The sequence below is a fragment of the Rathayibacter caricis DSM 15933 genome, from assembly GCF_003044275.1.
Classification (GTDB): domain Bacteria; phylum Actinomycetota; class Actinomycetes; order Actinomycetales; family Microbacteriaceae; genus Rathayibacter; species Rathayibacter caricis.
In genome coordinates this window covers 1510734-1535868 of record NZ_PZPL01000001.1, presented here as the reverse complement: position 1 = coordinate 1535868, position 25135 = coordinate 1510734, and the positions used below count along the sequence as shown (strand labels likewise).

Here is a 25135-nt window from a genome sequence, read left to right as displayed (position 1 = left end):
CGACGGAGGACTCCCTTGACGCGATCGATCCCACGATCGACCACCCGCCCGGCCACCCGGCCCGCGACTCGACGGCTCACCGCCCTCGTCGCGGCGCTTCTCGCCGGACTGCTCGTGCTCACCGGCCAGACCGCCGTGTCGAGCGCCGAGGCCGCCGAGGTGCAGACCTCCACGGTCGCCTTCACCGACACGACGACCGTCCGCGGCACGCCGCTGAAGACCTTCTACGAGGGCGCCTGGTCGAAGAACAGCACCCACACCTGGGCGACCGGCGGAGCCGCGTTCGAGATCGCGTTCACCGGCGAGACCGTCGCCCTCTCGGGCCGGAAGGCGACCACCAACGGCACGGCCGACGTCTTCGTCGACGGAGTGAAGGTCGGCTCGGCCGACTACCGCGGCGCCCGGTCGACCACCACGGTCCCGATCTTCAGCCACACGGGCCTCCAGCCGGGCGAGCACGTCCTGCGCGTGGTCACCGTGGGCTTCATCAACCACGCCTCGGCCGAGTTCACCGCCACGACGCAGGTCGACGAGCGGGCTCGCCTCACGGAGACGATCGACCGGCTGAGCGCCTCGGCCGCCGACGACTTCACCGCGTCCTCCTGGACCGCCTTCTCGGCCGAGCTCGCGGCCGCCACCGCGGTGCGCGACTCCGCCGCCGCCACGGACGCCGAGCTGATCGCCGCCCGCGCCGACCTCGAGCAGGCCGAGACCGCCCTGGTGCGCGTCTCGGGGCTGCGCGAGATCCTCGAGCAGTACCGCACCCGCGTCCCCTCCGCCTACACGGCCGAGTCGTGGGCGCCCTTCGCCGCCGCGACCGTGACGGCCGGCGACGTCCTGGACGACCCGGCCGCGAGCGCCTCCGCCGTGGTCGCCGCGAAGAACAGCCTGCAGACGACGGCCGCGGCGCTCGAGCCGCTGTCGGACGGCGACCTGCAGACCATCCAGAACAACCGCTTCTGGCTCGACACCGCGGGCGACCCGATCTTCTCGCAGGGCGGCGGCATCTTCCGCTTCGGCGACCGCTACTACTGGTACGGCGTCGAGTACACCGGCTCGCAGCAGTACTACGACTCCCCCACCCGCACCTACACGCGGGCCGGCGAGGTCGACTTCGTGGCCGTCACCGCGTACTCCTCCGAGGACCTCGTGAACTGGACGTTCGAGAACGACGTCGCCACGAAGGACACTCCGCTGCACATCCCGACGTCGAAGGACGTCACGGGCTCCTACTTCTCGGACATGGAGACGCTCGCCGACGCCGTCTGGATCGGCCGCCTCGGAGTCGCCTACAACGAGAACACCGGACGCTACGTGCTGCTCACCCAGTTCGAGAGCCCCGACCCCGCCCGGATCACCAACGCCGGTGTGCTGTTCCTCAGCGGCGACTCCCCCGTCGACGACTTCGAGTACGCGAACCTGCAGACCCACATCCCGGGCGTCTACAACAACCCGAACAAGCCCGGCTGGAACCAGGGCACCGGCGACCAGACCGTCTTCACCGACGACGACGGCTCGGACTACCTGGTCTTCTCGTACCGCGACGGCCGCAGCCGCACCTACGTGGGCAAGATCAGCGACGCCGACTCGCTCTCGGTCGAGACCGCCGTCGAGGTGTACCGCGGCGCGGGCCGCGAGGGCAACGCGATGTTCAAGCTCGACGGCCAGTACTACGTCGCGAGCTCGGACCTGCACGGCTGGAACACCTCGCAGACCTACCTCGTGCGCTCGCTCGAGGGACGGATCCAGGGCCCCTACTCGAGCATGTACGTGCTGCCGGGCACCGAGAAGGACTACAGCCACGTCACGCAGAGCGGCTTCTTCCTCACCGTGCAGGGCACCGAGCAGGACACCGTGATCTACGCCGGCGACCGCTGGGCCGACTTCGCCTGGAACGGCCTCGGCTACAACCAGTGGGTGCCTCTCTCCGGCACCGGCGCCGACGTGTCGTTCAACTCGCTCAGCGAGTGGGACCTCAACGCCCGCACCGGCGCGTGGGAGGTGGGCGAGGGCAACAACTGGATCCTCAACCCCGACTTCGCCGCCGACCGCATCGCCGTGACGACCGTGACCGGATGGACGCAGGTCACCGACCCCTCCTCCGCTACCACCGCCTTCGTGCAGAACACCTCGCCGGGCGCCGACGGCTCCCGCTTCGCCCTCCGGCTCGGAGCGGCCGAGGCCTTCTCGGGCGGCGTGCAGCAGGAGGAGGAGGTGCCCGCGGGCGTCTACTCCCTGGCCCTGAAGGCGAGCAACCCGGGCGGCCTCACCGCCGCGCAGGTGTCCGTCACCGGCGCCGACGGCGTGACGCACACGACCGCGATCCCCGTGACCGCCGGATGGGCGGACATCGCGTCCGAGCAGTTCGTGCTGCCGGCCGGCGCCGCCCGCGTCGCGATCACCGCGACCGGAACGGGCGGGCAGTCGGTGAGCGTGGACGCGCTGTCGCTGCGGAGGCAGAGCGTCGACACGGCGCCGCTGCAGGCCCTCGTCGACGCGACGGCCGGCCTCGTGCCCGCCGACTCCACGGCCGGCAGCTGGGCTCCGTTCGCCGAGGCCCGGTCGGCGGCGACCGCCGTGCTCGCCGGTCCGGCGACGCAGGCCGCCGTCGACGCCGCCCGCGCCGCGCTGGAGTCGGCCCGCGCCGCGCTCGTCCCCGCCGTCCGCTCGATCGTCGTCGCTCCGGCGACGGTGCTCGTGCCGATCGGAGCCGCGTTCGACCCCGCCTCGATCACGGTCACCGCGGCGCTCGCCGACGGCGCCACCCGCACCCTCGCCGCGAGCGAGTACCGGGTCACCGGGTTCGTGACGACGACGGCGGGCGTGCGCACCGCGACCGTCGCGGTCCTCCCGGCGCTCCTCGCCGAGGGGGCGACCGTCGAGGCCCCCCTCACCGTGTCGGTGCTGCCGGCCTGGAACGCGAAGGCCGTCTACCAGAAGGGTGCCGCGGTGCTCTACGCCGGATCCGAGTGGCGCGCCTCCTGGTACTCGAGCAACCAGAAGCCGGGCGACGTGAACGGACCGTGGCAGCAGATCCTGACCGCGCCCGACGGCACGGCGATCTGGACCGCCTCGCGCATCTTCGACACCGGCGACGTCGTCGTCCACCAGGGACAGCGCTTCCGCGCGAAGTGGTGGACGCGCAACCAGGCCCCCGGCGACCCGCACGGCCCCTGGCAGCCCCTGCGCTGACCTCCCTCCGCTCGCACTCGGACCCCCGAGTGCGCCCCCGGCCGACCCCGGAGGAGCGGATCGGACCACGATCCGTCCCTCCGGGAACGCCGCGGAAACCCTCCAGCACCCGACACAGCACCTGCCATCACAGACAAGGAACAGACACCGTGCGAACTCTCTCCAAGAAGGTCACGACCGCCGTGGCCGTCGCCCTCCCCCTCGCTCTCGCCCTCACGGCCTGCTCCGGCGGAGGCTCGTCCTCCGGCGGCGACGGCGGAGGCGACGGGGACAACACCCTGACCGTCTGGGCCTGGGACCCGGCGTTCAACATCGCGGCCCTCGAGGAGGCCGAGAAGATCTACCAGAAGGACAACCCGGACTTCTCGCTCGACATCATCGAGACTCCGTGGGAGGACCTGCAGCCCAAGCTCACGACCCTCGCCCAGTCGCGGCAGTACGAGGAGCTGCCCGACATCTTCCTCATGCAGAACAACGCGTTCCAGAAGAACGCGCTCAACTACCCCGAGATCTTCAGCGAGATCTCGACCGACGCCGTCGACTTCTCGGAGTTCCCCGAGGCCGTCACCGCGTACTCCACCGTCGACGGCGTCAACTACGGCGTCCCGTTCGACTCGGGCACCGCGGTCACCGCGCTGCGCACCGACGTCCTCGAGGCGGCCGGCTACACGATCGACGACTTCACCGACATCACCTGGGACGACTTCCTCACCAAGGGCAAGGACGTCCTGGCGAAGACCGGCTCGCCGCTGCTGTCGGGCCAGGCGGGCTCCGCCGACATGATCATGATGATGCTGCAGAGCGCGGGGGCGAGCCTTTTCGACGACGAGGGCATGCCCACGATCAGCGACAACGACGCGCTGCTCAGCGCCATCGACACCTACAAGCAGCTCGTCGAGTCGGGCGTCTTCGTCGAGGTCAACTCGTGGGACGAGTACCTCGGCACCTTCGTGAACGGCTCCGTCGGAGGCACCATCAACGGCATCTGGATCGTCGGCTCCATCCAGGCCGCCGAGGACCAGGCCGGCAAGTGGCAGGTCACCAACGTGCCGTCGCTCGACAGCGTCGACGGTGCGACCAACTACACCGCGAACGGCGGATCGTCGTGGACGATCAGCTCGAACGCCGACGTCGACCTCGCGACCGACTTCCTCGCGTCGACCTTCGCCGGCTCGACCGAGCTGTACGACACGATCCTCCCCGCCACCGGAGCGGTCGCCAACTGGCTCCCCGCCGCCTCGTCGGCCGCCTACGAGCAGCCCAGCGAGTACTTCGGCGGACAGCCGATCTTCTCGGAGGTCGCCCAGTTCGGCGCCGAGGTGCCCAGCAACAACACCGGTGCGTACTACTACGAGGGCCGCGACTCCGTCAGCGCGGCGATCACGCAGATCATCGGAGGCGCCGACCCGGCCAAGGCGCTCGAGGAGGCGCAGGCGAACGTCGAGTTCGCGATGAGCTGACCGCTCCAGACCAGGCCGGGGCGCACGCCCCGGCCCGGTCCCCCCTCCCTCTCCTCCTGCAGATTGCGAGCACCCCGTGACGACCTCCGCGCCACCGCGCACCCGACCCCGCGTTCCGCCGCAGAGGCAGCGCGACTCCCGCCGACCCGTGAGGATGACCGGCGAGCGCCGCCGCAGCCTCACCGGCTGGGCCTTCCTCCTGCCTGCGTCGCTGCTGATCCTGCTGGTCAGCTTCCTGCCGATGGCGCAGGCGTTCCTGCTCTCGCTGCAGACCGGACGCGGCGCGAACCTCTCGTTCGCCGAGCCCTTCTGGCTCAACTACGAGCGGCTGCTGCAGGACGAGATCTTCCGCCTGACGCTGCAGAACACCTTCATCTACCTGCTCATCCAGGTGCCCGTGATGCTGATCATGGCGCTGGTGCTCGCCAACCTGCTCAACGACCGCACGCTGAAGTACAAGACCTTCTGGCGCACCGCGATCTTCCTGCCCTGCGCCGTCTCGCTCGTCGCCTACTCGCTGGTGTTCCGCACGATCTTCGCGAACGACGGCTTCGTCAACGACCTGCTGCTGGGCGTCGGCCTGATCGACAGCCCGGTCAACTGGCTCGGCAACCCCGACACCGCGCGCTTCGTCATCATCCTCGGACTGCTCTGGCGCTGGACCGGCTACAACATGGTCTTCTACCTGGCGGCCCTGCAGAACGTCGACTACTCGAGCATCGAGGCGGCGAAGATGGACGGCGCGAGCTCGCTGCAGACCTTCTTCCACGTCACGATCCCTCAGCTGAAGCCGATCATCCTGCTCACCGCGATCATGTCGACCAACGGCACCCTGCAGCTCTTCGACGAGTCGTGGGCGCTGACCCGCGGCGGACCGGCGTACACGACGATGTCGATGTCGCACTACCTCTACGAGGTCTCGTTCCTCAAGAACCCGAACTTCGGCTACGCGTCGGCGCTGTCGTACGTGATCCTCATCCTCGTCGCGGTCCTCGCGTTCGCCCAGCTGAAAGTCGGTGACAAGCGTGACTGACCCCGCCCGCACCCTCCCCGTGACGGATCCCGTCCTCTCGCTCCCCGAGACGGAGTCCTCCGGGCCCACGACCCCGGCCAAGCGCTCCGTCCCGGTGGCCTCGCGCCTGCGCGCGGTGCCGAAGTACGCGTTCCTGACGGTCTTCGCGATCTTCTCGATCTTCCCGCTGTACTTCATGGCCGTCTCGGCGACCAACACCAGCCAGGACGTGCTCGACTCGCGGATGCTGCCCGGCACGCAGCTGTTCGAGAACTTCAGCAAGCTCTCGGGGCTGCAGGACGTGGGCGGAGCGATGTGGAACTCCGCCACCGTCGCCGTCGGCACCACGATCCTCGCCCTGATCGTCTGCTCGATCGCCGGCTACGGCTTCGAGGTCTTCCACTCGCGGGGCAAGGACCTCGTGATGGCGATCCTCCTGATCGCGATCATGATCCCGTTCGCGGCGACCATGATCCCGCTGTTCCAGGTCTTCGCCGAGGTCGGGATGGTCAACTCGCTCGCCGCGGTGATCATCCCGGCGATCTCGACGCCGTTCCTGATCCTGCTGTTCCGCCAGGCCTCGCGCTCGTTCCCCTACGAGATCATCGAGGCCGCGCGGATCGACGGAGTGAGCGAGCTGGGCATCTTCGCGCGCATCTACCTGCCGTCGATGAAGTCGACCTACGCTGCCGCCGCCGTCATCACCTTCATGACCGCGTGGAACAACTTCCTCTGGCCCAAGGTGATCCTGGTCAACAACGACTTCCAGACGATGCCGATGCTGATCTCGAACCTCGCCGCGGGCTACGTCACCGACTACGGAGTGCTGATGCTGGCCGTGCTGCTGGCCTCGGTGCCGACGATGGTCGTCTTCATGATCCTGCAGCGCTCGTTCGCCGAGGGCATCACGGGAGCGATCAAGTGAGCCTCGCGCACGATCCGCGACCGCCCGCAGCCGCCTCGCCGGGGTTCGACCCGTCGCGGCTGTCGGATCCGGGGTACTTCGCCGAGAACCGGCGCCCGGCCCACTCCGACCACCGCTGGTTCCGCTCGGTGGACGAGGCCGCGACCGGCGTCAGCTCGTTCGAGCAGTCGCTGAACGGGCGCTGGCGGATCCACTACTCGCCCGATCTCGCGGGCACGGTCCCCGGATTCGAGCAGCCGGACTTCGACGCGGACGACTGGGACACGATCCCCGTTCCCGCGCACATCCAGCTGCACGGCTACGACCGCCCGCAGTACGTGAACACGCAGTACCCGTGGGACGGGCACGAGGACCTCAGCCCCGGGCAGGCTCCGCAGCGCTTCAACCCCGTGGCGTCGTACCGGACGGTGTTCACCCTCGACGCGCCACTGGAGCCCGGCGAGCGGATCGCGCTCGACGTGCGCGGCGCCGAGAGCGCCATCGCGCTCTGGCTGAACGGGCGCTGGCTCGGCTTCTCGGCGGACAGCTTCTCGCCCGCCGAGTTCGACCTCACCGACCTTCTGGTCGAGGGCGAGAACGTGCTGGCCGCGCAGGTGGTCAAGTGGAGCGCCGGGTCGTGGCTCGAGGACCAGGACTTCTTCCGCTTCTCCGGGATCTTCCGCGACGTGGTGCTGCTGCGGCGCCCGCGGACGCACCTGGAGGACCTGCGCGTGACGACCGTCGTCGGCGACTCCTGGGCCGAGATCGCGGTGGAGCCGAGCCTCGACGGCGACGGCTCGGTGGTGGTCGAGCTCGAGGGCGTCGGCGTGCTGCGGCAGGACGAGGACGGGCGGCACCGCCTCCGACTCGCCGACCCGCGGCTGTGGAGCCCCGAGGACCCGCACCTGCACCGCCTGATCGTGCGCGTGCGCGACGCCGACGGCGCCGAGACGGAGGTGGTCCCCCAGCCGGTCGGCCTCCGCCGCTTCGCGATCGAGGACGGGGTGCTGCGGTTGAACGGCCGCCGCATCGTGTTCTTCGGAGTGAACCGCCACGAGTTCGGCGTCGACGGCCGCGTCGTCACGCGCGAGCAGACGGAGGAGGACCTGCGGATCCTCAAGCGCGCCGGCGTGAACGCGATCCGCACCAGCCACTACCCCAACAACTCCTTCTTCTACGAGCTCGCCGACGAGTACGGGTTCCTGGTCATCGACGAGATGAACCTCGAGACGCACGGCGTGTGGGATCGCGTGCGCTACCTCGACGCTCCGCTCGAGGAGGCCGTGCCGGGCGACGACTCCCGCTGGGCCGCGGCGCTGGCCGACCGCGCACGGAGTCTCGTCGAGCGCGACAAGAACCACCCGAGCGTGGTGATGTGGTCGCTCGGCAACGAGTCCTTCGGCGGCAGCGTGCTGCGCGACCTCTCGGACTGGTTCCGCGAGGTCGACGACCGGCCCGTGCACTACGAGGGCGTGCACTGGGACTCCCGCTACCCCGACACGACCGACGTGGTCAGCCAGATGTACACGCCGGCGGCCGAGGTCGAGGAGTACCTGCGCGAGCACCGCGACAAGCCGTTCATCCTCTGCGAGTACGCCCACGCGATGGGCAACTCGTTTGGCGCGGTCGACCGCTACCTCGATCTCGCCGCCCGGGAGCCGCTGTTCCAGGGCGGCTTCATCTGGGACTTCGCCGACCAGGCGATCGCGATGGTCGACCGGCACGGCGTGCCCTACTTCGGCTACGGCGGCGACAACGGCGAGGCTCCGCACGACGGCGACTTCAGCGGGAACGGGATCCTCTTCGCCGACCGCACGCCCACGCCGAAGCTGCAGGAGGTCGCGTTCCTCTACCAGCCGTTCCGGATCGACGTGTCGGAGGAGGGGATCGCGATCGAGAACCGGCTGCTGTCGACTCCGTCGTCGGCGTTCGACGCGGTCGTGACGCTGCGCCGCGAGGGCCGCGTTCTGGCGGAGCAGACGCTCGAGACCGCGGTCCAGCCCGGCGGGCGCGCGACCTTCGCGAGCCCGGTGCCGGTGCCCGAGCTGCCGGGCGAGTACACGCTCGACGTCGAGCTTCGGCTGGCGTCGTCGACCCGCTGGGCCGAGGCGGGGCACGTGGTGGCCCGCGGTCAGCGGGTGCTCGAGGTGGTCGGCCGACCGCACGTCGAGAGCCGGCCGCGACCCGAGGTCGTCGAGGGCACCCACAACGTGGGCGTCCGCGGCGAGGGGTTCAGCGTGCTGTTCTCGCGCCTGCACGGCGGACTGCAGTCCTACCGCTGGGGCGGCGGGGCCGAGGGCGGGCGCGAGCTGCTCGACTCGATGCCGATGCCGTCGTTCTGGCACGCGCCCACCTCGAACGAGCGCGGCTGGGGCGGGCCGTTCGAGGACGGCCAGTGGCTGCTCGCGAGCCGGTACGCCCGGGCGGCGGGCGGGGCGCTGCGGACCGCGCGGGTCTCCTCCGACGACACCGCCGTGACCGTGGGGTACACCTACGAGCTGCCGACCACCCCGCGCGCCTTCTGCGACGTCGACTACCGGGTGACCGGCGACGGGCGGATCGAGGTCACGGTGGCGATGGACGTGCCGGACGGCCTGCCCGACCTGCCCGAGTTCGGGATGCAGTGGACGACGAGCGCCGACGCGCACCGCCTCCGCTGGTACGGCGACGGACCCGACGAGTGCTACTCCGATCGCCGCCTCGGCGCGCGGCTGGACGTCTGGTCGAGCGACGTGGCGCGCGAGCTGACCCCCTACCTGAAGCCTCAGGAGGCGGGCAGCCGCACCGGCGTGCGCTGGGCCGAGGTGACCGGCGACGACGGCTGGGGCCTGCGTCTCGACTGCGACGGCGGGATGGAGTTCTCGGCGCTGCACTGGACGCCGTTCGAGATCGAGAACGCGCAGCACCCGAACGAGCTGCCCCCGGTGCAGCGGACCGTGCTGCGACCGGCGCTGCGGCGGCGCGGGGTCGCGGGAGACGACTCCTGGGGGGCGCGGACGCATCCGGAGTACCTCGTGCGGCCGCGCGACGGCCGACTGGTGTTCCGCTTCGGGGTCTCGGGGGTGTCCGGGAGCTGACGCGGGGCACTGCCTCCGCTACGGCGCACCGATTGGTTCAGATCGCCGCCCGTCCTTGATGACGGGCGGCGATCGCCGTACTCGACGAGAGGGAGGCGCGGCTCGTATAGCCGGAACTCCGCCGCCGAGGTCGCCTCGACCCGGAGCCGGTCGGCGCGACCTTCCGCGAGCGCATGCTGGGCGCGGGGCTGCACCTGGCGCCCGAGCACCACGCGGAATCCTTCCGACCGGCGGCCACCGAGTAGCCCCGTCCGCAACCGAGGTCACGAGTGGCCGCGACGGCCGTTTCGGGACGCGCAACCGCTCCCGACCTCGGTTCCGAACGCCCCGAGCCTCACAACGAAGGCTGAGACGAGCGATCCGCGCGACAACCGCCGGATCGGGCCGATGAGCCTTGTTCGTGCAGGCCCGTCGTCGGCCCCCCGCAGTGCGGCCCGCGCAGAACCTCGGCCGGACGCGTCATCGCTCCCAGCTGAAGCGGATGATCCCGCCGCCGTCGATCGCGATCGCGACGAATCGTGCGACAGCGGCGGCGAGCACGACGGCGCCCAGGATCCAACCGATGACTGCGCGCCGGCGCCGGCGCGCAGCGGACCAGCCCGAGAACCCGCAGGCGATCGCGAGGCAGGCGAGGGACGCGACCGACGCCCACCGCGCGGCATCCGTCATCGCCGTGCCCAGCAGAGCCCCTGCCCAGCTCACGAGCACGGCGAGCACGAAGATCGCAGACGACACGAACCACCCGGTGAGCGCGACCGCATCGCGCCAGTCCTCCGCGGGCAGGGCGAGGTGCAGCCGCTCCTCGGCCGAGAGCCGGAAGCGGTCGCGGTACCGCTCGATGTCGGGCAGCAGCCGGACCACCGCCGCGGGCAGGTGACCGGTCGGCAGCGCGAGGAACTCGGGAAGATCGGACGCCGAGACGCGGGAGGCCGCTACAAGACGGGCCGCTCGGTCGCGCTCGAGCGGAGTCGCCTCGCCGTCCAGCGCGAGGGACCAGCGCCCGGCCTGGTCCGGCGCTCCGAGTTCGCGGTAGAACGCGACGAGCACCCGCCGCGCCTCCGACTCGTCAGGCGCACGACGGACGCGGGTCTTGAGCAGCTCCAACGCCTCAACGCGTCGCCCGGACACCCAGAGTCGCGTCGCCCGCGCGATCGCATCCGCCTCGTTCACCGCCCCATCGTGCCAGTGATGTCCCGCTGTGGCGCGGCCTCCAGACCCTCGATCGTCCGCAGTCGGTTCCTGCACATCACGGCGACACTGCCCGCTCTCCCCACAACCCGCATCGACCACGACACCCGCTCGCGAGCTACCGGCACCCTCGCCACCAGGCCACCGGTGACCGGCAGCGTGCTCGGCGTGGCCGCCGGAACGGGCTTCAGCAGGAGACGTGAGAGCAGGAGGCGACATGGCAGCAGTGATGCCGAGCGATTACGGGTCGACTTTGGAGGAGGTCAAACGGCACGTGCACACGGCGCGGTTCCAGGCGCAACGGAAGGCCAACACCGAACTCCTGCTGCTCTGGTGGCGGATCGGCTCGACGATCCTCGAGCGTCAGCAGCACCAGGCGTGGGGCAGCGGCGTGCTCGAACGTCTCGCCGACGATCTGCGCGCCGAGTTCCCCTCGATGAAGGGCTTCTCGCGCACGAATCTGTTCTCTATGAGGCGCTTCGCGGCCGCGTGGCCGGACCGGAGCTCGATCGTCCAACGACCCGTTGGACAATTGCCCTGGGGCCACATCATCGAGCTGCTCGACAAGCTCGAGGATCAGGAGCTGCGGGACTGGTACGCCGCGAAGGACGTCGCGCACGGGTGGAGCCGGCCGGTCCTAGCTCACCAGATCACGACACGATTGCACGAGCGGGAGGCCGCCGCACCGAGCAACTACAGCGGCGTTCTCGCGCGCGCCGACTCCGAACTCGCACAGCAGATCACCCGCGACCCGTACGCCCTCGACTTCCTCGCCATCAACGGTGCTGCCACCGAGCGCGAGCTAGAGGAGCGCTTGGTCGACCGGATCGCGGAGACTCTCCGGGAGCTCGGACCCGGGTTCGCCTTCGTCGGGCGGCAGGTGCACTTCGACGTCGAGGGTGACGACTTCTTCGTCGATCTCCTGTTCTTCCACGTCGAGCAGCTGCGATACATCGTGGTCGAGTTGAAGACGAGGAGGTTCGATCCGAGGGACGCCGGTCAACTCGGCTTCTCCGTCGCTCTCGTCGAGGACCGGCTCCGCATCCGCGGCACGCACGGAGCAACGATCGGCATCCTCGTCGTACCCGGCAAGAACGATGCCGTCGTCCGATACGCCCTCGCCTCCACGACTCAGCCCGTCGCCGTGAGCCGTTACGAACTCGCGGACGACGTCCGAGCCGCTCTTCCCGACGAGGAGTCGATCCTCGACGCTTTCACTCGGACCTTCCGGCGAGACGTTCACGCCGCTCGTCCCGATCCAGGACCGCAGAACGAAGGATGAGAGTGTCCATCCGCACGAGAACTGCCGGATCAAGCCGATGGGCCTCACCTGTGCAGATCGCCCGTCGACTCTGTGCAGCCGGACGGCGCAGAACCTCAGCCAAAAGTGGGGCTCAGCCACCATCGTGGCTGACGGGCACTCCTGGCCGAGGTTCTGAACGCAGTGGCAGGGAGACGGGGTCAGGTGACGCGGACGAGGGTGCGCTGCCAGCCGGACGAGCCGTTGGGGGCGATGGGGGCGCGCTCCTCGATCTGGAGGGTGCCGTTCGCGTCCGTAGCGCGGACGGCGACGTAGTGCGAGCCGGACTCGGCCTGCCAGTCGACGTACCACTGCACCCAGGTGTCGGTGTTGACGGGGGTCGAGAGCGTCGCGGGCTGCCAGTCGCCGTTGTCGATGCTCACCTCGACCTTCTCGATGCCGACGGTCTGCGCCCAGGCCATGCCGGCGATCTTCGTCGGGCCCGCGGGGATCGCGGCGTCGATGCGCGGGGTGTCGATGCGCGCCGACATCTTGATCGGGGCCTCGGCGGAGTAGCCGCGCGGGGTCCAGTAGGCCTCGTCGGCGGCGAAGGTGGTCACCTTCAGCTCGGTCAGCCACTTCGTCGCCGAGACGTAGCCGTACAGGCCGGGCACGATCATCCGCACCGGGAAGCCGTGCTCGAGCGGCAGCGGCTCGCCGTTCATGGCGACCGCGAGGATCGCGTCGCGCCCGTCGTCTGTGAGGGCCTCGAGGGGCGTGCTCGCGGTGTAGCCGTCGACGCTGCGCGAGAGGACCATGTCGGCTCCGGACTGCACGCCCGCGCGGGCGAGCACGTCGCGGATCGGGACTCCGAGCCACTTCGCGTTGCCGACCAGGCCGCCGCCGACCTCGTTCGAGACGCACGTCAGCGTCACTCCGTACTCGTCCAGGCCCATGTCGAGCAGGTCCTGGAACGACATCACGACCTCCTGGTCGACCATGCCGGTGATGGTGAGGGTCCAGGTCGACGGGTCGATGCTCGGAACGGTGAGCGCGGTGTCCACGCGGTAGAAGTCGGCGTTGGGGGTGAAGAGCGGCGTGATCCCGTCGATGTCGAGCTCGGCGCCAGCGGGCACGGTCAGGGCCGTGCGCGGGCTCGGCAGGCGCAGCGCCTCGCGGACCCCGGCGATGGTGGAGGTCGCGGCGCTGACGACCCGGGCTCCGGCGCCGACGACGATCGCTCCGACCGCGGCGATGAGCGACACGCGGAGGAAGCCGCGACGCTCGAGTCCGGCCGAGTGGGCGGGCACGCGCCCCTGCGCCTCCGCGGCCCGGGCCGAGCGCCAGCGGCGCAGGCGCGAGGTGAGCAGGTGCAGCACGACGACCGCGACGACGAGTCCGACGAGGGTCGGCACGGCCGAGAGCGGAGTCGCTCCGGCGCGCGTGACGATCGCGGCGATCGAGAGGACGCCGGCGAGCACGAGCACGAGCTGCCCGAGCGGCGGCCGGATCAGCTGCAGCACTCCGGCGAGCGCGGCGGCGACGAGCACCGCGACCCCGATCCCGGCGAGCAGGAAGACCTTGTCGTTCTCGCCGAACGTCGTGATCGCGAACTCCTTGAGGGGCCGCGGCACGATGTCGACGATGAAGGAGCCGAGGGCGAGGACGGGGCTGGCCGTCCGGGCGACGGCGAGGGCGATCAGCTCGGCGACCGCGAGGAGGACACCGGCGGTGACCACCCCCGCTAGGGCGGCGAGCAGGAGGAATCGCCTCTGGCGCACGGGTCCCGCTGTCTCGTTCATAGGGGCAGTTTTCGCCCCTGACCTGCCCGTTCACCGGGTACCCCTGGTTTGGTCGCGCGGGCTCCGATCCGATAACGGTTCGGTAACGCTTCCCGCCCGGATCCCCTCCGCGAGATGCCACTTCAGTACACGACACGCCGGAGAACGCGTACCGGAGTGGCATCTCGCGGCGATCAGCACCAGTCGAGCGACGCCCCCGCCAGCACGTGGTCCGACCCGCCGGTCTCGACGTCGATCAGCACGGTGCGGTCGACCACGGTCGATCCGGCGGGGGCGGTGTGCACCGCCAGGTACTGGCCGTTCGGCGACAGGCACGTCGAGACGAGGGCCGCTCCCTCCGCGGGCCGGAACAGCTCCCGCTCGGCGTACCCGTCGAAGAGGACTACGGCGCTGGACACGTCGAAGGCGCCTCCCGAGCGGTCCGTGACCGTCCGCAGGTAGGAGGATCCGTTGAGCAGCCGCTCCTCGCTCGACGCCGCGCCGTCCACCCGGGCGGGCATCTCGAGCGGAGCCTCCCGGCCGGTGCGCAGATCCACCACGGCTCCCCCGCCGGGGTCCGACACCACCAGGTCGGACGTCCCGGGCACGAACCCCCGCAACTCGCCGTGCTCGCCGAGGACGGTCGGCGCCTCCGTGCCCGCGTCGACGCGCAGGAGCACGCCGTCCTCGGTGAGCGCGGCGAGCGACGTCGATCCGGGCTCGAAGGCCCACTGCGCGATGGCGAGCTCGGCACCGTCCGCGCGGGCCACGACGACGGGCTCCGCCTCGGGGTCCGAGACGTCGAGCGTCCGCAGCACCGGTCCGTCGACCGTGGCGACGGTGTACCCGATGCGGGGAGCGGACGACGAACCGCGGATCTCGATCACCGCCGAGGGGATCGGGACGGAGCGCCGGGCGCCGGTGACGACGTCGACCGTCTCCAGGAGCGCCGTGCCGCCCTCCTCCACGACCGCGGCCAGCACCGTGCCACTCACGGCGTAGGCCGACACCGAATCGGCTTCGAAGAGCACCCGCTCCTCGCCGCCGGCGAGCGGCCGGCCGGTGATGCGGTCCGGCCCGTCGGCCGAGGCCTCGAGCGCGAGGACCTCGGGCTCGGCCGTCGTGAACCGCGTCACGAGATCCGACGTCGTGCCGGTGCGGGAGCGGACGTCCGCGATCGTCACCGTGTACTCGGTGCCGTAGCGCAGCAGCTCGGTGAAGGAGATCGTGATCTCGGAGCCCACCACCGTCACCTCCGATCCGGCGGCCGGCTCGATCGACACGCGCTCGGCCACCGAGCCGTTCACCGGGCGGTCGAGCCGCAGGCGCAGCCGGGCCCCGTCGCGCTCGACCACGCCCTCGGGGCTCACCTGGACGCTCGTCACCTGCGGTCCCTGGCGTGTGGTCGCCGCCGTGAGCGAGGCCACGAGGAGCAGCAGCACCCCCACCGCCGAGCGCAGCACGAGCCGGTACCGGCGCATCGGCCGGTCCACGGGCTCCGGAGGGGGGCCGACGGCCGGACGGGACTCAGTAGACATAGGGCATCGCCGGTTCCGCGATCGGAGTGAGGACGTCGGGATCCAGCACGATCGACTCGGCGCTGGTCGCGCTCGGGTTCGTCGCGAATCCGCCCGAGACCTCGAGCCAGGAGTCGACCTCGTACTCCTGCTGCCAGCCCGGCCGGTGCACCGGTACGCCCACCGGCTGGGCATCGACCGCACAGCAGGTGACCACGAACCGTGCGACGTAAAACACGTTCTCGGGGTCGTCTTCGTCGGGAGTGACGAAGCCGCTCACCGTCGCGGAGCGGCCCGCGAAGAACTGCTCCGGCTCGCCCTGCGCCAGCAGCGCCGCCCAGTCCTTCACCGTGTAGTCGGCGTACTCGCCGGTCGGCTCCGACGCCTCGATCGCGCCGGTGTTCATCTGGCGGGCGCTCGCCGTGGCGGTGGTGAGCGTCGCAGGCGGCAGCACGAGCAGGGCCACGAGCGCGCCGAGGACGATCGCGGACCCGCCGATCGCGACGAGGGCGGAGCGGCCCGTGCGCTCGTGCGCGCCCTCGTCCCCTCCGTCGTGCGCGTGCGTGTGCGGCTCCGCTCGCACGACCGCCGTGGCCACCACCACCAGCACCGCCGCGATCACCGCGAGCACGGTCGTGAAGACGAAGTACCGCGGATGGATGTAGAGGCCGAGCCGACCGGTCGCGGCCAGCCACAGGGTCGCCGCGAGCGCGATCAGGCTGAGGACCACGCCCTGCCAGCGCCGAACGAGGCCGGCGAGAGCCTCCGCGCGCCGGCGCTCACGCGGCAAGGTTCACCGCCAGGCCGAGTGCCGCGGCGCACAGCGCCACGAGTGCGGTGATCCGCACCAGCGCCCCCGCCGTGAACGTCGTGCGCAGCAGCGCCAGCATCTTGATGTCGATCATCGGCCCGAAGACGAGGAACGCCACGATCGCCCCGGGCAGGAACGTGCCGCCGAAGGAGAGCACGAAGAACGCGTCGACGTTCGAGCAGACCGAGATCACGAAGGCGAGCACCATCAGAGCGAGCACCGACCAGAGCGGATCCGCGCCCAGCGTCGTGAGGAGGTCGCGCGAGACGCCGACCTGGATCAGCCCCGCGATCGCGGCTCCCACGAACAGCGCGGGGAGCATCGCGCTGGTCTCCTCCGCCAGCGTCGAGAGCCCTCGGCGCACCCGGGTCGCTCCCGAGCCGTGCGCGGCGTCGCCCGCCGCGCACACCGCCCGGAACACGGGGGTGAGCAGCTCGGTCGGGCGCGGATGCAGGCTCAGCAGCCAGCCCACGAGGTTCGCGATGACGAAACCGCCGACCACTCGCGAGACGAGGATCCCGTCGGCCCAGCCGAAGGCCTGGTACGTCGTCACGATGGTGATCGGGTTCAGGATCGGCGCGGCGAGCAGGAAGGTCACCGACTCCGACACGCTCAGCCCCTTCGCGACCAGCCCGCGTGCGAGCGGCACGTTGCCGCACTCGCAGACCGGCAGCAGCACGCCCAGGAGCGAGATCACGATCCTCCGCGGCAGCGCGCGCCGGGGCAGGACCCGCAGCAGCACGCGCTCCGGGACCCAGAGCTGCACGGCGATCGACAGCAGGATGCCGAGGAAGACGAACGGCAGCGACTCGATCACGATGCTGATCGACAGCGTCGCGAAGTCCCGCGCCGTGTCGGTCAGAGCCGCGTCCGGCGGAGCAACCACGCGCAGCAGGAGGAACGCGCCGAGCAGCCCCGCTCCGATCAGCATCCGGGGCGGCCGGGGCCGGCTCCTCGCCGGCGGCGGCGGAGCGGGGGTCAGCACGGTCATCGACGACTCCTCCTGAGGTCACGACGGGCGGCACGGACAGCGGCCGCCGGGGATCCCCCCGACGGCCGCCGCCGTTCAGTGCGGTGCGCTCAGCAGGTGCGCGCCGTGTAGGTCGCCGGCGTCGCCGCGGTGACGGGCGAGCCGTTCACCGTCCCGGTCGCCGTGACCGTCACGGAGCCCGCCGCGATCGACGTCGCGCGCGTCGTGAATGCGTGCGTCACCGTCTTGCCCGGAGCGACGCCCGTGAAGGCCTTCGATCCGAACGGCGAGCCGATGGTCAGGCCCGTCGTGACGCTCGAGTCGTTCCGAGCGGTCACCGTCAGCACGACCTTGCCGGTGACGCAGCGCGACGACGTGGTCACGGTGGTCTTCAGCGCCGGGGCGGTCGCCTTCACGATCGCCAGGCGGTAGGTCGCCGTCGTCGTGTGGTCCTGGGCGGCGGAGGTGATCACGACGTTCGTGGTCCCCGTCGCGGCCAGGCGCACGGTGCGCAGCTCGGTGTCGTCGATCAGCACGCCGTCCACGCGGACCAGTCCGCTCGCGACGGCCGGGTCGAGGTCGAGCGAGACGCTCGTCGTCGAGGCCGGCACCGTGAGCGTGTAGTCGCGCACGCCGGTCGCCAGCGCCGGAGCGAGGGTCCCGACGTCCGACGTCATCTTCGCGAGCTCGGCGTTCGTGCCGAACGAGGTCGACTCGGTCGTGTAGACGCCGAAGACGCCGCCGACGTTGCTGGTCGTGTTGATGCCCTGGAAGCGCACGGTCACGACCGGCACCTTCTGGCCCTTCGCGTCGAGCACGTAGTTGCCGGTCTGGTCGCGCTTGTAGCTGTCCTTCGCGACGATCCCGTCGAGGACCGCCTTCGGGATCTCGTCGTACTGGATGTACCAGTTCGTCGATCCGGCCGCACCCGAGACCACCTCGGTCTTGAGCTTCACGCCGTTGAGGAGGACGTCGAAGGTGCGTCCCGCGTCGCCGCCGTAGTAGCGGACGCCGAGGTAGTTCTTCGGCAGCGTCGGGTCGACGATCATGTCGTACTGGAACCACGCCTCGGGCGAGCGCTCACCGTCGCGGTAGCCCTCTCCCCGCCAGGTCCCGACGCTCGACCGGTTGTACTTGTAGTTCTTGTCGGCCTCGCTGTTGTTGTTGTCGAACGAGGTGAGCGAGTCGATCGTCGTCTCCTCGGTGCGCAGCTGCTGCTTCTCCTTGAGGATCAGCGCCTGCGCCTCCGGGGAGTCGGGGGCGATCAGCGTCAGGTAGGTCGCGTACCGGGCGTCGTAGAGGCTGTAGTACGGCTCGAAGACGCGGGCCGCGGAGGCGGCGTCGACGTTCTTCATCCCGAACCGCATGGTCTCCAGGCCGTTGTTGTTCACCGCGTCGGGCAGGCGCACCAGGTTGTCCCGGATGCCGGCCTTCCAGGCGTTCGCGTCGGCGACGGTCACGCTGGAGTTGACGGACTTGTCGGCGACGCCCATCTGCACGAGCACGCCCGCGGGGTAGGACGCCTCGACGTTGTTCCGGTTGAGCTCGGTCGCGAGCAGCACGGGTCCGTACTTGAAGGCCGCGAAGTTCGCGTTCTCGGTCTCGGCCGAGACGGTGACCTTCGCCGGGAGCTTCCAGGTGAGGGTGTCACCGGCCGCGACGGGGACGACGACGTAGCCGCCCTCGGTGATCGAGGCGATGCTGCGCGGCGCCCCGTTCACGGTGAGGGTCGGCGTTCCGTCGACCCAGGCGGGGATGCGGAGGCGGACGGTCGTCCCCTCGGCGACGGCGCCGCCGTCGAGTCCGGCGATCGAGTAGGTCGCGGTGTCGGTGTCGGGGATGTCGGCCGTCTGCGTGAGCTTCAGGTTCGACGCCTGCGAGCTGAGCACCGAGGAGCGGAACAGGTTCACGTAGACCGTGCGCTCGCCCTCGAAGTAGATCGAGTCGCCGAGCTTCGTGAAGCTCTCGATGCCCGATCCGTGGTCGCACCAGAACTCGTCCTGCTCCTTGCCGAAGACCTTGGCGTAGCCGGCGGTCTGGGGCTGGAAGTAGGTGACCATGCCGGTGTCGGGGTTCTGCGAGGCGAGGATGCCGTTGATGTACGCGTCCTCGTAGAAGTCGACGTACTTCACGTCCTTCGTCACCTGGAACAGCGCCCGGGAGAGCTTCAGCATGTTGTAGATGTTGCAGCCCTCGGACGTCGAGTTCTCGCCGTATCCGGTGGTGCGGCCGCTCGTCGCGTACTGGTAGAGCGTGCCGGGAGCGTGGAAGTGCTCGGACTCGCTGTTGCCGCCGTTGGCGTAGGTGTGCGTCTCGTCGACCATGCGGAAGAAGTTCTCGGCCGCTCGGCGGTACATGCCGAGGTCCGCCTTCTCGGCGTCGGTCAGCGTGGCGTACAGAGCCGGGTCGTCCGTGAACACCGTGTAGCGCTTGAGCGCGCCGATCAGCTTGGGGATCGTCGTGTTCGCGTGGAGTCCGTTGAGCACGTCCTCGTTGTTCGCGAGGCGCTCGAACAGGGCCCGCTCGTCGAAGTACTCGGCCGCGCGCTTGTGCTCGGACTTGCCGGTGATCTCGAAGAGCTTGTAGAGCGCCTCGTTCATTCCGCCGTACTCGGTGCGCAGGAGCAGCGTCGGGTCGGCCTGGCGGCCGCCCCAGTTGCGGATCCAGGTGCCGAAGCCGTCGGCGACCGTGAGGGCCTTGGCCGACACGTCGCGGGGGGCGTACTTCTGGGCGTCGAGGAGGCCCGCGAGCACCTTGTGCAGGTTGTAGAACGGCACGAGCAGTCCGTCGGCTCCCGAGGGGAGGTACGAGACGGGGAACGGCGAGACGTAGCCCGCGTCCGTCGGGTTCTTGAGCGCGTAGGCATCCTGGACCCGCTTGAGGCCGTCCACCGAGGCGGTCAGCTTGGCGAGCAGGGTCGCCTTCGTGGTCGGGTCCTCGGCGGTGGAGTAGGCCTGCGAGAGGGCCGAGACGTAGTGGCCGAAGAAGTGGCCCTGGAAGCGGACGTTGGTGTCGCGCTCCCATCCGCCGTACCCGCTGGCCGTCGTGGGCGCGAGGCCCGCCTCGCGGTAGAAGGAGTAGAGGAAGCGCTCGGGGTCGAGGCTGAGCAGGTACTCGACGGTCTGCTTCTCGCCGTTCTCGAGGTACGGGTCCTCGACGTCGACGTCGGAGAGACCGGCCTCGAGCAGGTAGATCGAGCTCTCGAGACCCTCGGGGAGGACCTGGACCGTGAAGGTCTTCGTCACCGGCACGCTGCCACCGTAGCTCGCCGAGCCGGTGAGGGTCACGGAGGAGGGGGTGGAGCCGGTGGGCGGAGTGACGGCCGCGTTGCCGCCGTCGATCGCGATCCGCGCGGGGTCGGAGGAGGTCCACGAGAACGTGGAGCCCTTGGCTCCGGTGGTCGGCACCGGGAAGTCGAGGACGGTGCTCGAGGGCAGAGCGACCGCGTCGAGGTCGCTCTTCGCGACCGCTGCGGCGTCGAAGGAGGGGTTCCCCGCCTTGGTGAGCGTCACGACGTCGGTCGTGGTCGCGACTCCGTTGTAGAGGACGTACTCGTCGAGCAGGCCGCGCAGGTGCGCGCCGTTGTACTGCGGGCCGTTGAAGCCGATGGTCTTGGTCGACGTGCCCTCGGAGCCGAGGACGCCGGACGCGGAGGTGGACGGCGCGGTCTTGACCGCGCTGGGCTGCTTGACGCCGTTGCGGTAGAAGGCGACCTGCTTGGTGGCCTTGTCGTAGGTGGCGACGACGTGGGTCCAGGTGTTCGTCGGGAAGAAGGAGGCGCGCGGGGACTCGACGGCGACCTTGTAGGGCTGACCGGTCGACGGCCCGATCGAGAGCGCCAGCGGAGTGCCGTCGCCCTCGGAGGTGAGGTACCAGCCGTCGGAGTTGTAGGCCGTCTTGTTCCAGGTGAAGACCTGCTCGCCGGTCATGGCGACGCTCGGGTTGTACCAGAACGAGACGGTGAGGTCGGCGGGCTGGAGCGCGGCCGAGGTGCCCAGGCTCACGGCGTTGGAGCCGTCGAAGGCGAAGGCCTGGCCCGAGAGGCCTGCGGCGTAGCCCGCGGTGCCCTTCTGCATGCTCGTGGGGGTGCTGCGGCCGCTGGTGTCGGTCAGGCTGCCGTCGAAGGGCAGTTCGAGCACCTTCTTCGCATCGAGCGAGGTGCTCGGAGCGGCGTTCGCGGGCGCTCCGACCGACAGGAGTCCTGCCGCGAGCGCCATCACCGCCGCGACTGCGATCGGGGTCCGTCGTCTGGTCGTCATTCGTGGTGCCTCTCGTCGTTGAGATCGTCGTCCGGGCGTCGGGGGGGCGCCGTGGACGGGGATGTGCCGAATGTTACCGTTAACAATTACTTTTCGGTGAGGTTTCGGCGGGCGGGCTGAGCGCGCTCGAAGGGGGCGCGGCGGTATGGGTGGATCTCGATACGCCCGCTGCGCGGGCTACTCGATCAGCAGACCTTCGACGCCCCCCCCCCCCCGCTGGTCGAGTAGCCCCGCAGGGGCGTCTCGAGACCCGCCGCGGTCAGGCCCCGCGCTTCTCCAGAGCCGCCCGGAGGTAGGGCGCCGTGCGGCTGCCCTCCACTCGGGCGACCTCCTCCGGGGTACCCGTCGCGACGATCGTCCCGCCGGCTCGCCCCGCGCCCGGACCGAGGTCGATGACGTGGTCGGCATCGGCGACGATCCGCATGTCGTGCTCGACGACGATCACCGTGTTGCCCGCGTCGACGAGGTGCTGCAGGTGCGTCAGCAGCCGGTCGGCGTCGGCCGGATGCAGTCCCGACGTGGGCTCGTCGAGCAGGTAGAGGGTGTCGCCCCGCTGGGCGCGCCGCAGCTCCGAGGCGAGCTTCACCCGCTGCGCCTCGCCGCCCGAGAGCTCGGGGGCGGGCTGACCGAGCGCGACGTACCCGAGGCCGACGTCCACCAGCGCATCGAGGTGCCGCGCCACCTCGGGCTCCGCCGAGAACACCTCGCGCGCCGCCGAGACGCTCAGCGCGAGGACGTCGGCGATCGAGCGCCCGTCGAGCGTCACCTCCAGCGTCTCCGAGTTGTACCGCGTCCCACCGCACTCCGAGCAGGGCGCCTCCACCGTCGGCAGGAACAGCAGCTCCACCTCCATGGTCCCCTCGCCCTTGCAGACCGGGCACCGTCCGCTGGGCAGGTTGAACGAGAAGCGGCTCGCGGAGTAGCGGCGGCGCTTCGCCTCCGGGGTCGCGGCGAAGAGCGCTCGCACGCGGTCGAACAGACCGGTGTAGGTGGCGACGTTCGAGCGCGAGGTGCGCCCGATGGGCGTCTGGCTCACCTGGACCACCCGGCGCAGACGCTCCACCGGTCCCCGCGCCCGGCCGAGCGTGACGTCCTCCGCGGGGCCGAGCAGCGGATCCGCTCCCCCGCGGTCGTCCTCGGGAGAGGTGTCCTCGGCGAGGTCGGCGTGCAGGCTCGCGCGCAGCAGATCCGGGAGCGCCTGGTTCACCAGCGTGGACTTTCCCGATCCGGACACCCCGGTGACCGCCGTCAGGGCACCCACCGGGAACGAGACCGCGAGATCGCGGAGGGTGTTGCGCGTCACTCCGCTCAGCTCGATGCTCTGCGACGAGCGGCGACGCTCTCTGAGCGGAGCGACGGAGTCGGCGTCCGGGAAGAGGTACCGCCGCGTCGCCGAGTCGGGGACGTGCCGCAGCCCGTCGAGCTCCCCCGAGTAGACGACGGAGCCGCCCCCGGTGCCCGCCGCGGGGCCGATGTCGACGATCCAGTCGGCCTCGCGCACGACGTCGAGGGAGTGCTCGACGAAGAAGACCGTGTTGCCTGTGGCGCGGAGCGTGCGGAGGATGCCGAGCAGCGCCTCCGTGTCGGCCGGATGGAGCCCCGCCGACGGCTCGTCGAGGACGAACACGACGCCGAACAGCCGCGAGAGCACCTGGGTGGCCAGCCGCATCCGCTGCAGCTCGCCGGAGGAGAGGGTCGGCGTCGACCGGTCGAGGGAGAGGTAGCCGAGGCCGAGGTCGACGATCGGAGCGAGGCGGGCGATCAGGTCGCCGACCAGGCGCTGCGCGGCCAGCCGCGTCTCGGGGGCGGGGGCGGCGGCACCGGCGGGGATCCAGTCGGGCTCGAGCACGCGCCGGAGGAGCACCTGGAGCTCTTCGAGCGGGAGCGCGGCGAGCTCGGTGATGTCGTGACCCTCGAAGGTGACGGCGAGCGCCTCCGGCTTCAGCTTGCGGCCGTGACAGGTGCCGCAGGCGACGCTGACCAGGAACGTCGCTGCGCGCTCGCGCATCCGGGCGCTCTTGGAGCCGGCGAAGGTGTCGAGGACGTAGCGCCGCACTCCGAGGAACGTGCTCATGTAGCGCGGCTCGAGCCCCGCCGCGACGGCCTTCCGCACATCGGCCGGCGAGCGGTCGGTGAAGATCGGGACCTGCGGCGACTCGTCGGTGTGCAGGATCCAGTCGCGCGCGTCGACGGGCAGCGTCCGCCACGGCACGTCGATGTCGTGCCCGAGCGAGATGAGGCTGTCGCGCAGCTGCTTGCCGTGCCACGCCGTGGGCCACGCGGCGAGGGCGCCGTCGCGGATGCTCAGCGAGTCGTCGGGCACCATCAGCTCGTCGGGCACGTCGTAGACGCGGCCGATGCCGTGGCAGGTCGGGCACGCGCCCTGCACCGTGTTGGCCGAGAAGTCCTCGGCGAGGAGCATCGGGGCGCCCTCGGGGTAGGTGCCGACACGCGAGAAGACCATGCGGACCACGCTCGAGAGGGTGGTCGCGCTGCCGAGGGTGGAGCGGGCCGAGCCGGCGGAGCGGCGCTGCGGCAGCGCGACGGCCGGCGGGAGTCCCTCGATCGAGTCGACATCGGGCACGCCGACCTGGTCGATCAACCGGCGGGCGTAGGGCGCGACCGACTCGAAGTAGCGGCGCTGCGCCTCCGCGTAGAGAGTGCCGAACGCGAGCGAGCTCTTCCCCGAGCCGGAGACGCCGGTGAACGCGACGAGCGCGTCGCGCGGGAGGTCGACGTCCACGCTCTGCAGGTTGTTCTCGCGGGCGCCGCGCACGCGCATCCGGTCGAGGGAGGAGGGGGGCGTCGTTCCAGCGGCGGGCATCCGCTCAGCATCCCACCCCCCGATGGGCGCCCGCCGAGCGCGGCGGCGGGGTGCGGCGGATCCCGAGCCGGCCGTGCACCGGAAGCCCGGCGGACGGGGATCTCGATACGGCCGCTCCGCGGCCTACTAGATCAGCACGACGGCCCGAGGCCGGCCTGCAGCCGGAGTCCGTCGAGCAGCAGGTCGAGCCCGGAGCGGAACACGTCGAGGTCGTCGTGCGTGGCCATCTCGTCCGCGACCTGGTGCGCGAACGGGAACGCCTCGGGGTCGAGTGCGCGCCAGCGGTCGGCGAACTGCGCCAGGAACTCCAGTCGGCCGAGTCTGCTCTCGAGGAACTCCTTCGGCGGCGGCTGCGCGAGGTCGATCGCGACACCCACGACGTAGCTCACGATCGACGACGCCGCGTGGAAGCGCTGCCGGGGCGTCAGGTCCAGCCGCATCAGCTGCTGGCCGATCCGCTCGTGCATCGCCATCGAGTTGGGCTGCAGCCCGTTGTTGCGGAGCATGAACTGGCCGAACCACGGCCGACGGACGAACTCGTCGAAGAGCGCGAGGGCCAGGGCGCGCAGGTTCGCCACGGGATCGGGTCCGTGGGTGAGCGGCTCGCTGTCCTCGAGGACCCGGCCCATCACCTCCTCGGTCGCCAGGTCGAGCAGCTCGTCGCGGCTCGCCACGTACCAGTAGATGCTCGCCACTCCTCCGCCGAGCCGCGCCGCCAGCGCCCGGAAGGTCAGCGCCGGCTCCCCCGATTCGTCGAGGATCGCGATCGCCTCGGCGAGCACCGTGTCGAGCGAGTGCGACGCCCGCTCGCGCCCCCGCGCACGGGTGGGTGCCGCTGTGGTTCGCGCGGTCTTCTCGGTCGGATCTGCAGGCATGTGTTGCATCGTATCGAACATCGTT

14 protein-coding genes are annotated in these 25135 nt (G+C 70.7%); 6 read left to right on the top strand and 8 right to left on the bottom strand.

Annotated features, from left to right (window positions below):
- The first annotated feature begins 15 nt into the window (after positions 1-15).
- The 5 genes from C1I63_RS06985 to lacZ all read left to right on the top strand — a co-directional run bounded on the left by C1I63_RS06985 (position 16) and on the right by lacZ (position 9645).
- Positions 16-3192 carry a carbohydrate-binding protein gene (locus C1I63_RS06985; protein WP_107574293.1) on the top strand — a complete coding sequence of 1059 codons (3177 nt, stop codon included), beginning with the start codon at positions 16-18 and terminating at the stop codon, positions 3190-3192.
- Between the two features lie 149 nt (positions 3193-3341).
- Positions 3342-4652: an extracellular solute-binding protein gene (locus C1I63_RS06980; RefSeq protein WP_107574292.1), complete on the top strand. Its 1311-nt coding sequence runs from the start codon at positions 3342-3344 to the stop codon at positions 4650-4652.
- A gap of 154 nt (positions 4653-4806) precedes the next feature.
- The gene (locus C1I63_RS06975; protein ID WP_107574291.1) at positions 4807-5685 is read left to right on the top strand and encodes a carbohydrate ABC transporter permease; all 879 of its coding nucleotides are present in this window, start codon (positions 4807-4809) and stop codon (positions 5683-5685) included.
- Positions 5678-6589 carry a carbohydrate ABC transporter permease gene (locus tag C1I63_RS06970; protein WP_244907001.1) on the top strand — a complete coding sequence of 304 codons (912 nt, stop codon included), beginning with the start codon at positions 5678-5680 and terminating at the stop codon, positions 6587-6589. The genes C1I63_RS06975 and C1I63_RS06970 overlap by 8 nt, the downstream gene beginning before the upstream one ends.
- Entirely contained in the window at positions 6586-9645 is a 3060-nt protein-coding gene (gene lacZ / locus C1I63_RS06965) for a beta-galactosidase, LacZ type (RefSeq protein WP_107574290.1), read from the top strand. The genes C1I63_RS06970 and lacZ overlap by 4 nt, the downstream gene beginning before the upstream one ends.
- Before the next feature lie 459 nt (positions 9646-10104).
- Here the strand turns inward: lacZ and C1I63_RS06960 are convergent, their stop codons facing one another.
- A complete protein-coding gene (locus C1I63_RS06960) occupies positions 10105-10815 on the bottom strand; it encodes a DUF6584 family protein (protein WP_107574289.1) in 711 nt (236 codons plus the stop codon).
- 235 nt (positions 10816-11050) lie between these two features.
- Here C1I63_RS06960 and C1I63_RS06955 point away from each other — a divergent pair, with 235 nt between their 5' ends.
- Positions 11051-12115, top strand: a complete 1065-nt coding sequence (locus C1I63_RS06955) for a PDDEXK nuclease domain-containing protein (RefSeq protein WP_107574288.1) — start codon at positions 11051-11053, stop codon at positions 12113-12115.
- Positions 12116-12294: 179 nt separating this feature from the next.
- Here the strand turns inward: C1I63_RS06955 and C1I63_RS06950 are convergent, their stop codons facing one another.
- The 7 genes from C1I63_RS06950 to C1I63_RS06920 form a co-directional block, all read right to left on the bottom strand.
- Entirely contained in the window at positions 12295-13875 is a 1581-nt protein-coding gene (locus C1I63_RS06950; protein ID WP_107574287.1) for a molybdopterin-dependent oxidoreductase, read from the bottom strand.
- Positions 13876-14048: 173 nt separating this feature from the next.
- Positions 14049-15335: an Ig-like domain-containing domain gene (locus C1I63_RS06945; RefSeq protein ID WP_146168390.1), complete on the bottom strand. Its 1287-nt coding sequence runs from the start codon at positions 15333-15335 to the stop codon at positions 14049-14051.
- A 46-nt stretch (positions 15336-15381) separates the two neighbouring features.
- Positions 15382-16101: a TIGR03943 family putative permease subunit gene (locus tag C1I63_RS06940; protein ID WP_211315587.1), complete on the bottom strand. Its 720-nt coding sequence runs from the start codon at positions 16099-16101 to the stop codon at positions 15382-15384.
- Positions 16102-16150: 49 nt separating this feature from the next.
- The gene (locus tag C1I63_RS06935; RefSeq protein WP_244907000.1) at positions 16151-17173 is read right to left on the bottom strand and encodes a permease; all 1023 of its coding nucleotides are present in this window, start codon (positions 17171-17173) and stop codon (positions 16151-16153) included.
- Positions 17174-17262: 89 nt separating this feature from the next.
- On the bottom strand, positions 17263-21411 hold the full coding sequence (locus C1I63_RS06930) for a beta-L-arabinofuranosidase domain-containing protein (protein ID WP_107574283.1): 4149 nt from the start codon (positions 21409-21411) through the stop codon (positions 17263-17265).
- Positions 21412-21670: 259 nt separating this feature from the next.
- Positions 21671-24235 (bottom strand): excinuclease ABC subunit UvrA, encoded by a 2565-nt coding sequence (locus tag C1I63_RS06925; protein ID WP_244906999.1) that lies wholly within the window; start codon positions 24233-24235, stop codon positions 21671-21673.
- Between the two features lie 131 nt (positions 24236-24366).
- Complete coding sequence (locus tag C1I63_RS06920; RefSeq protein ID WP_107574281.1) at positions 24367-25110, bottom strand: TetR/AcrR family transcriptional regulator; 744 nt, start codon at positions 25108-25110, stop codon at positions 24367-24369.
- Between the last annotated feature and the right edge of the window lie 25 nt (positions 25111-25135).

What these genes read in the sequence shown, in the direction of transcription:
- C1I63_RS06975 (WP_107574291.1), top strand. Translation starts at nt 4,807, where the DNA reads ATGACCGGCGAGCGCCGCCGCAGCCTCACCGGCTGGGCCTTCCTCCTG.
- C1I63_RS06955 (WP_107574288.1), top strand. Translation starts at nt 11,051, where the DNA reads ATGGCAGCAGTGATGCCGAGCGATTACGGGTCGACTTTGGAGGAGGTC.
- C1I63_RS06950 (WP_107574287.1), bottom strand. Translation starts at nt 13,875, where the DNA reads ATGAACGAGACAGCGGGACCCGTGCGCCAGAGGCGATTCCTCCTGCTC.
- C1I63_RS06945 (WP_146168390.1), bottom strand. Translation starts at nt 15,335, where the DNA reads ATGCGCCGGTACCGGCTCGTGCTGCGCTCGGCGGTGGGGGTGCTGCTG.
- C1I63_RS06935 (WP_244907000.1), bottom strand. Translation starts at nt 17,173, where the DNA reads ATGACCGTGCTGACCCCCGCTCCGCCGCCGCCGGCGAGGAGCCGGCCC.
- C1I63_RS06930 (WP_107574283.1), bottom strand. Translation starts at nt 21,411, where the DNA reads ATGACGACCAGACGACGGACCCCGATCGCAGTCGCGGCGGTGATGGCG.
- C1I63_RS06925 (WP_244906999.1), bottom strand. Translation starts at nt 24,235, where the DNA reads ATGCCCGCCGCTGGAACGACGCCCCCCTCCTCCCTCGACCGGATGCGC.
- C1I63_RS06920 (WP_107574281.1), bottom strand. Translation starts at nt 25,110, where the DNA reads ATGCCTGCAGATCCGACCGAGAAGACCGCGCGAACCACAGCGGCACCC.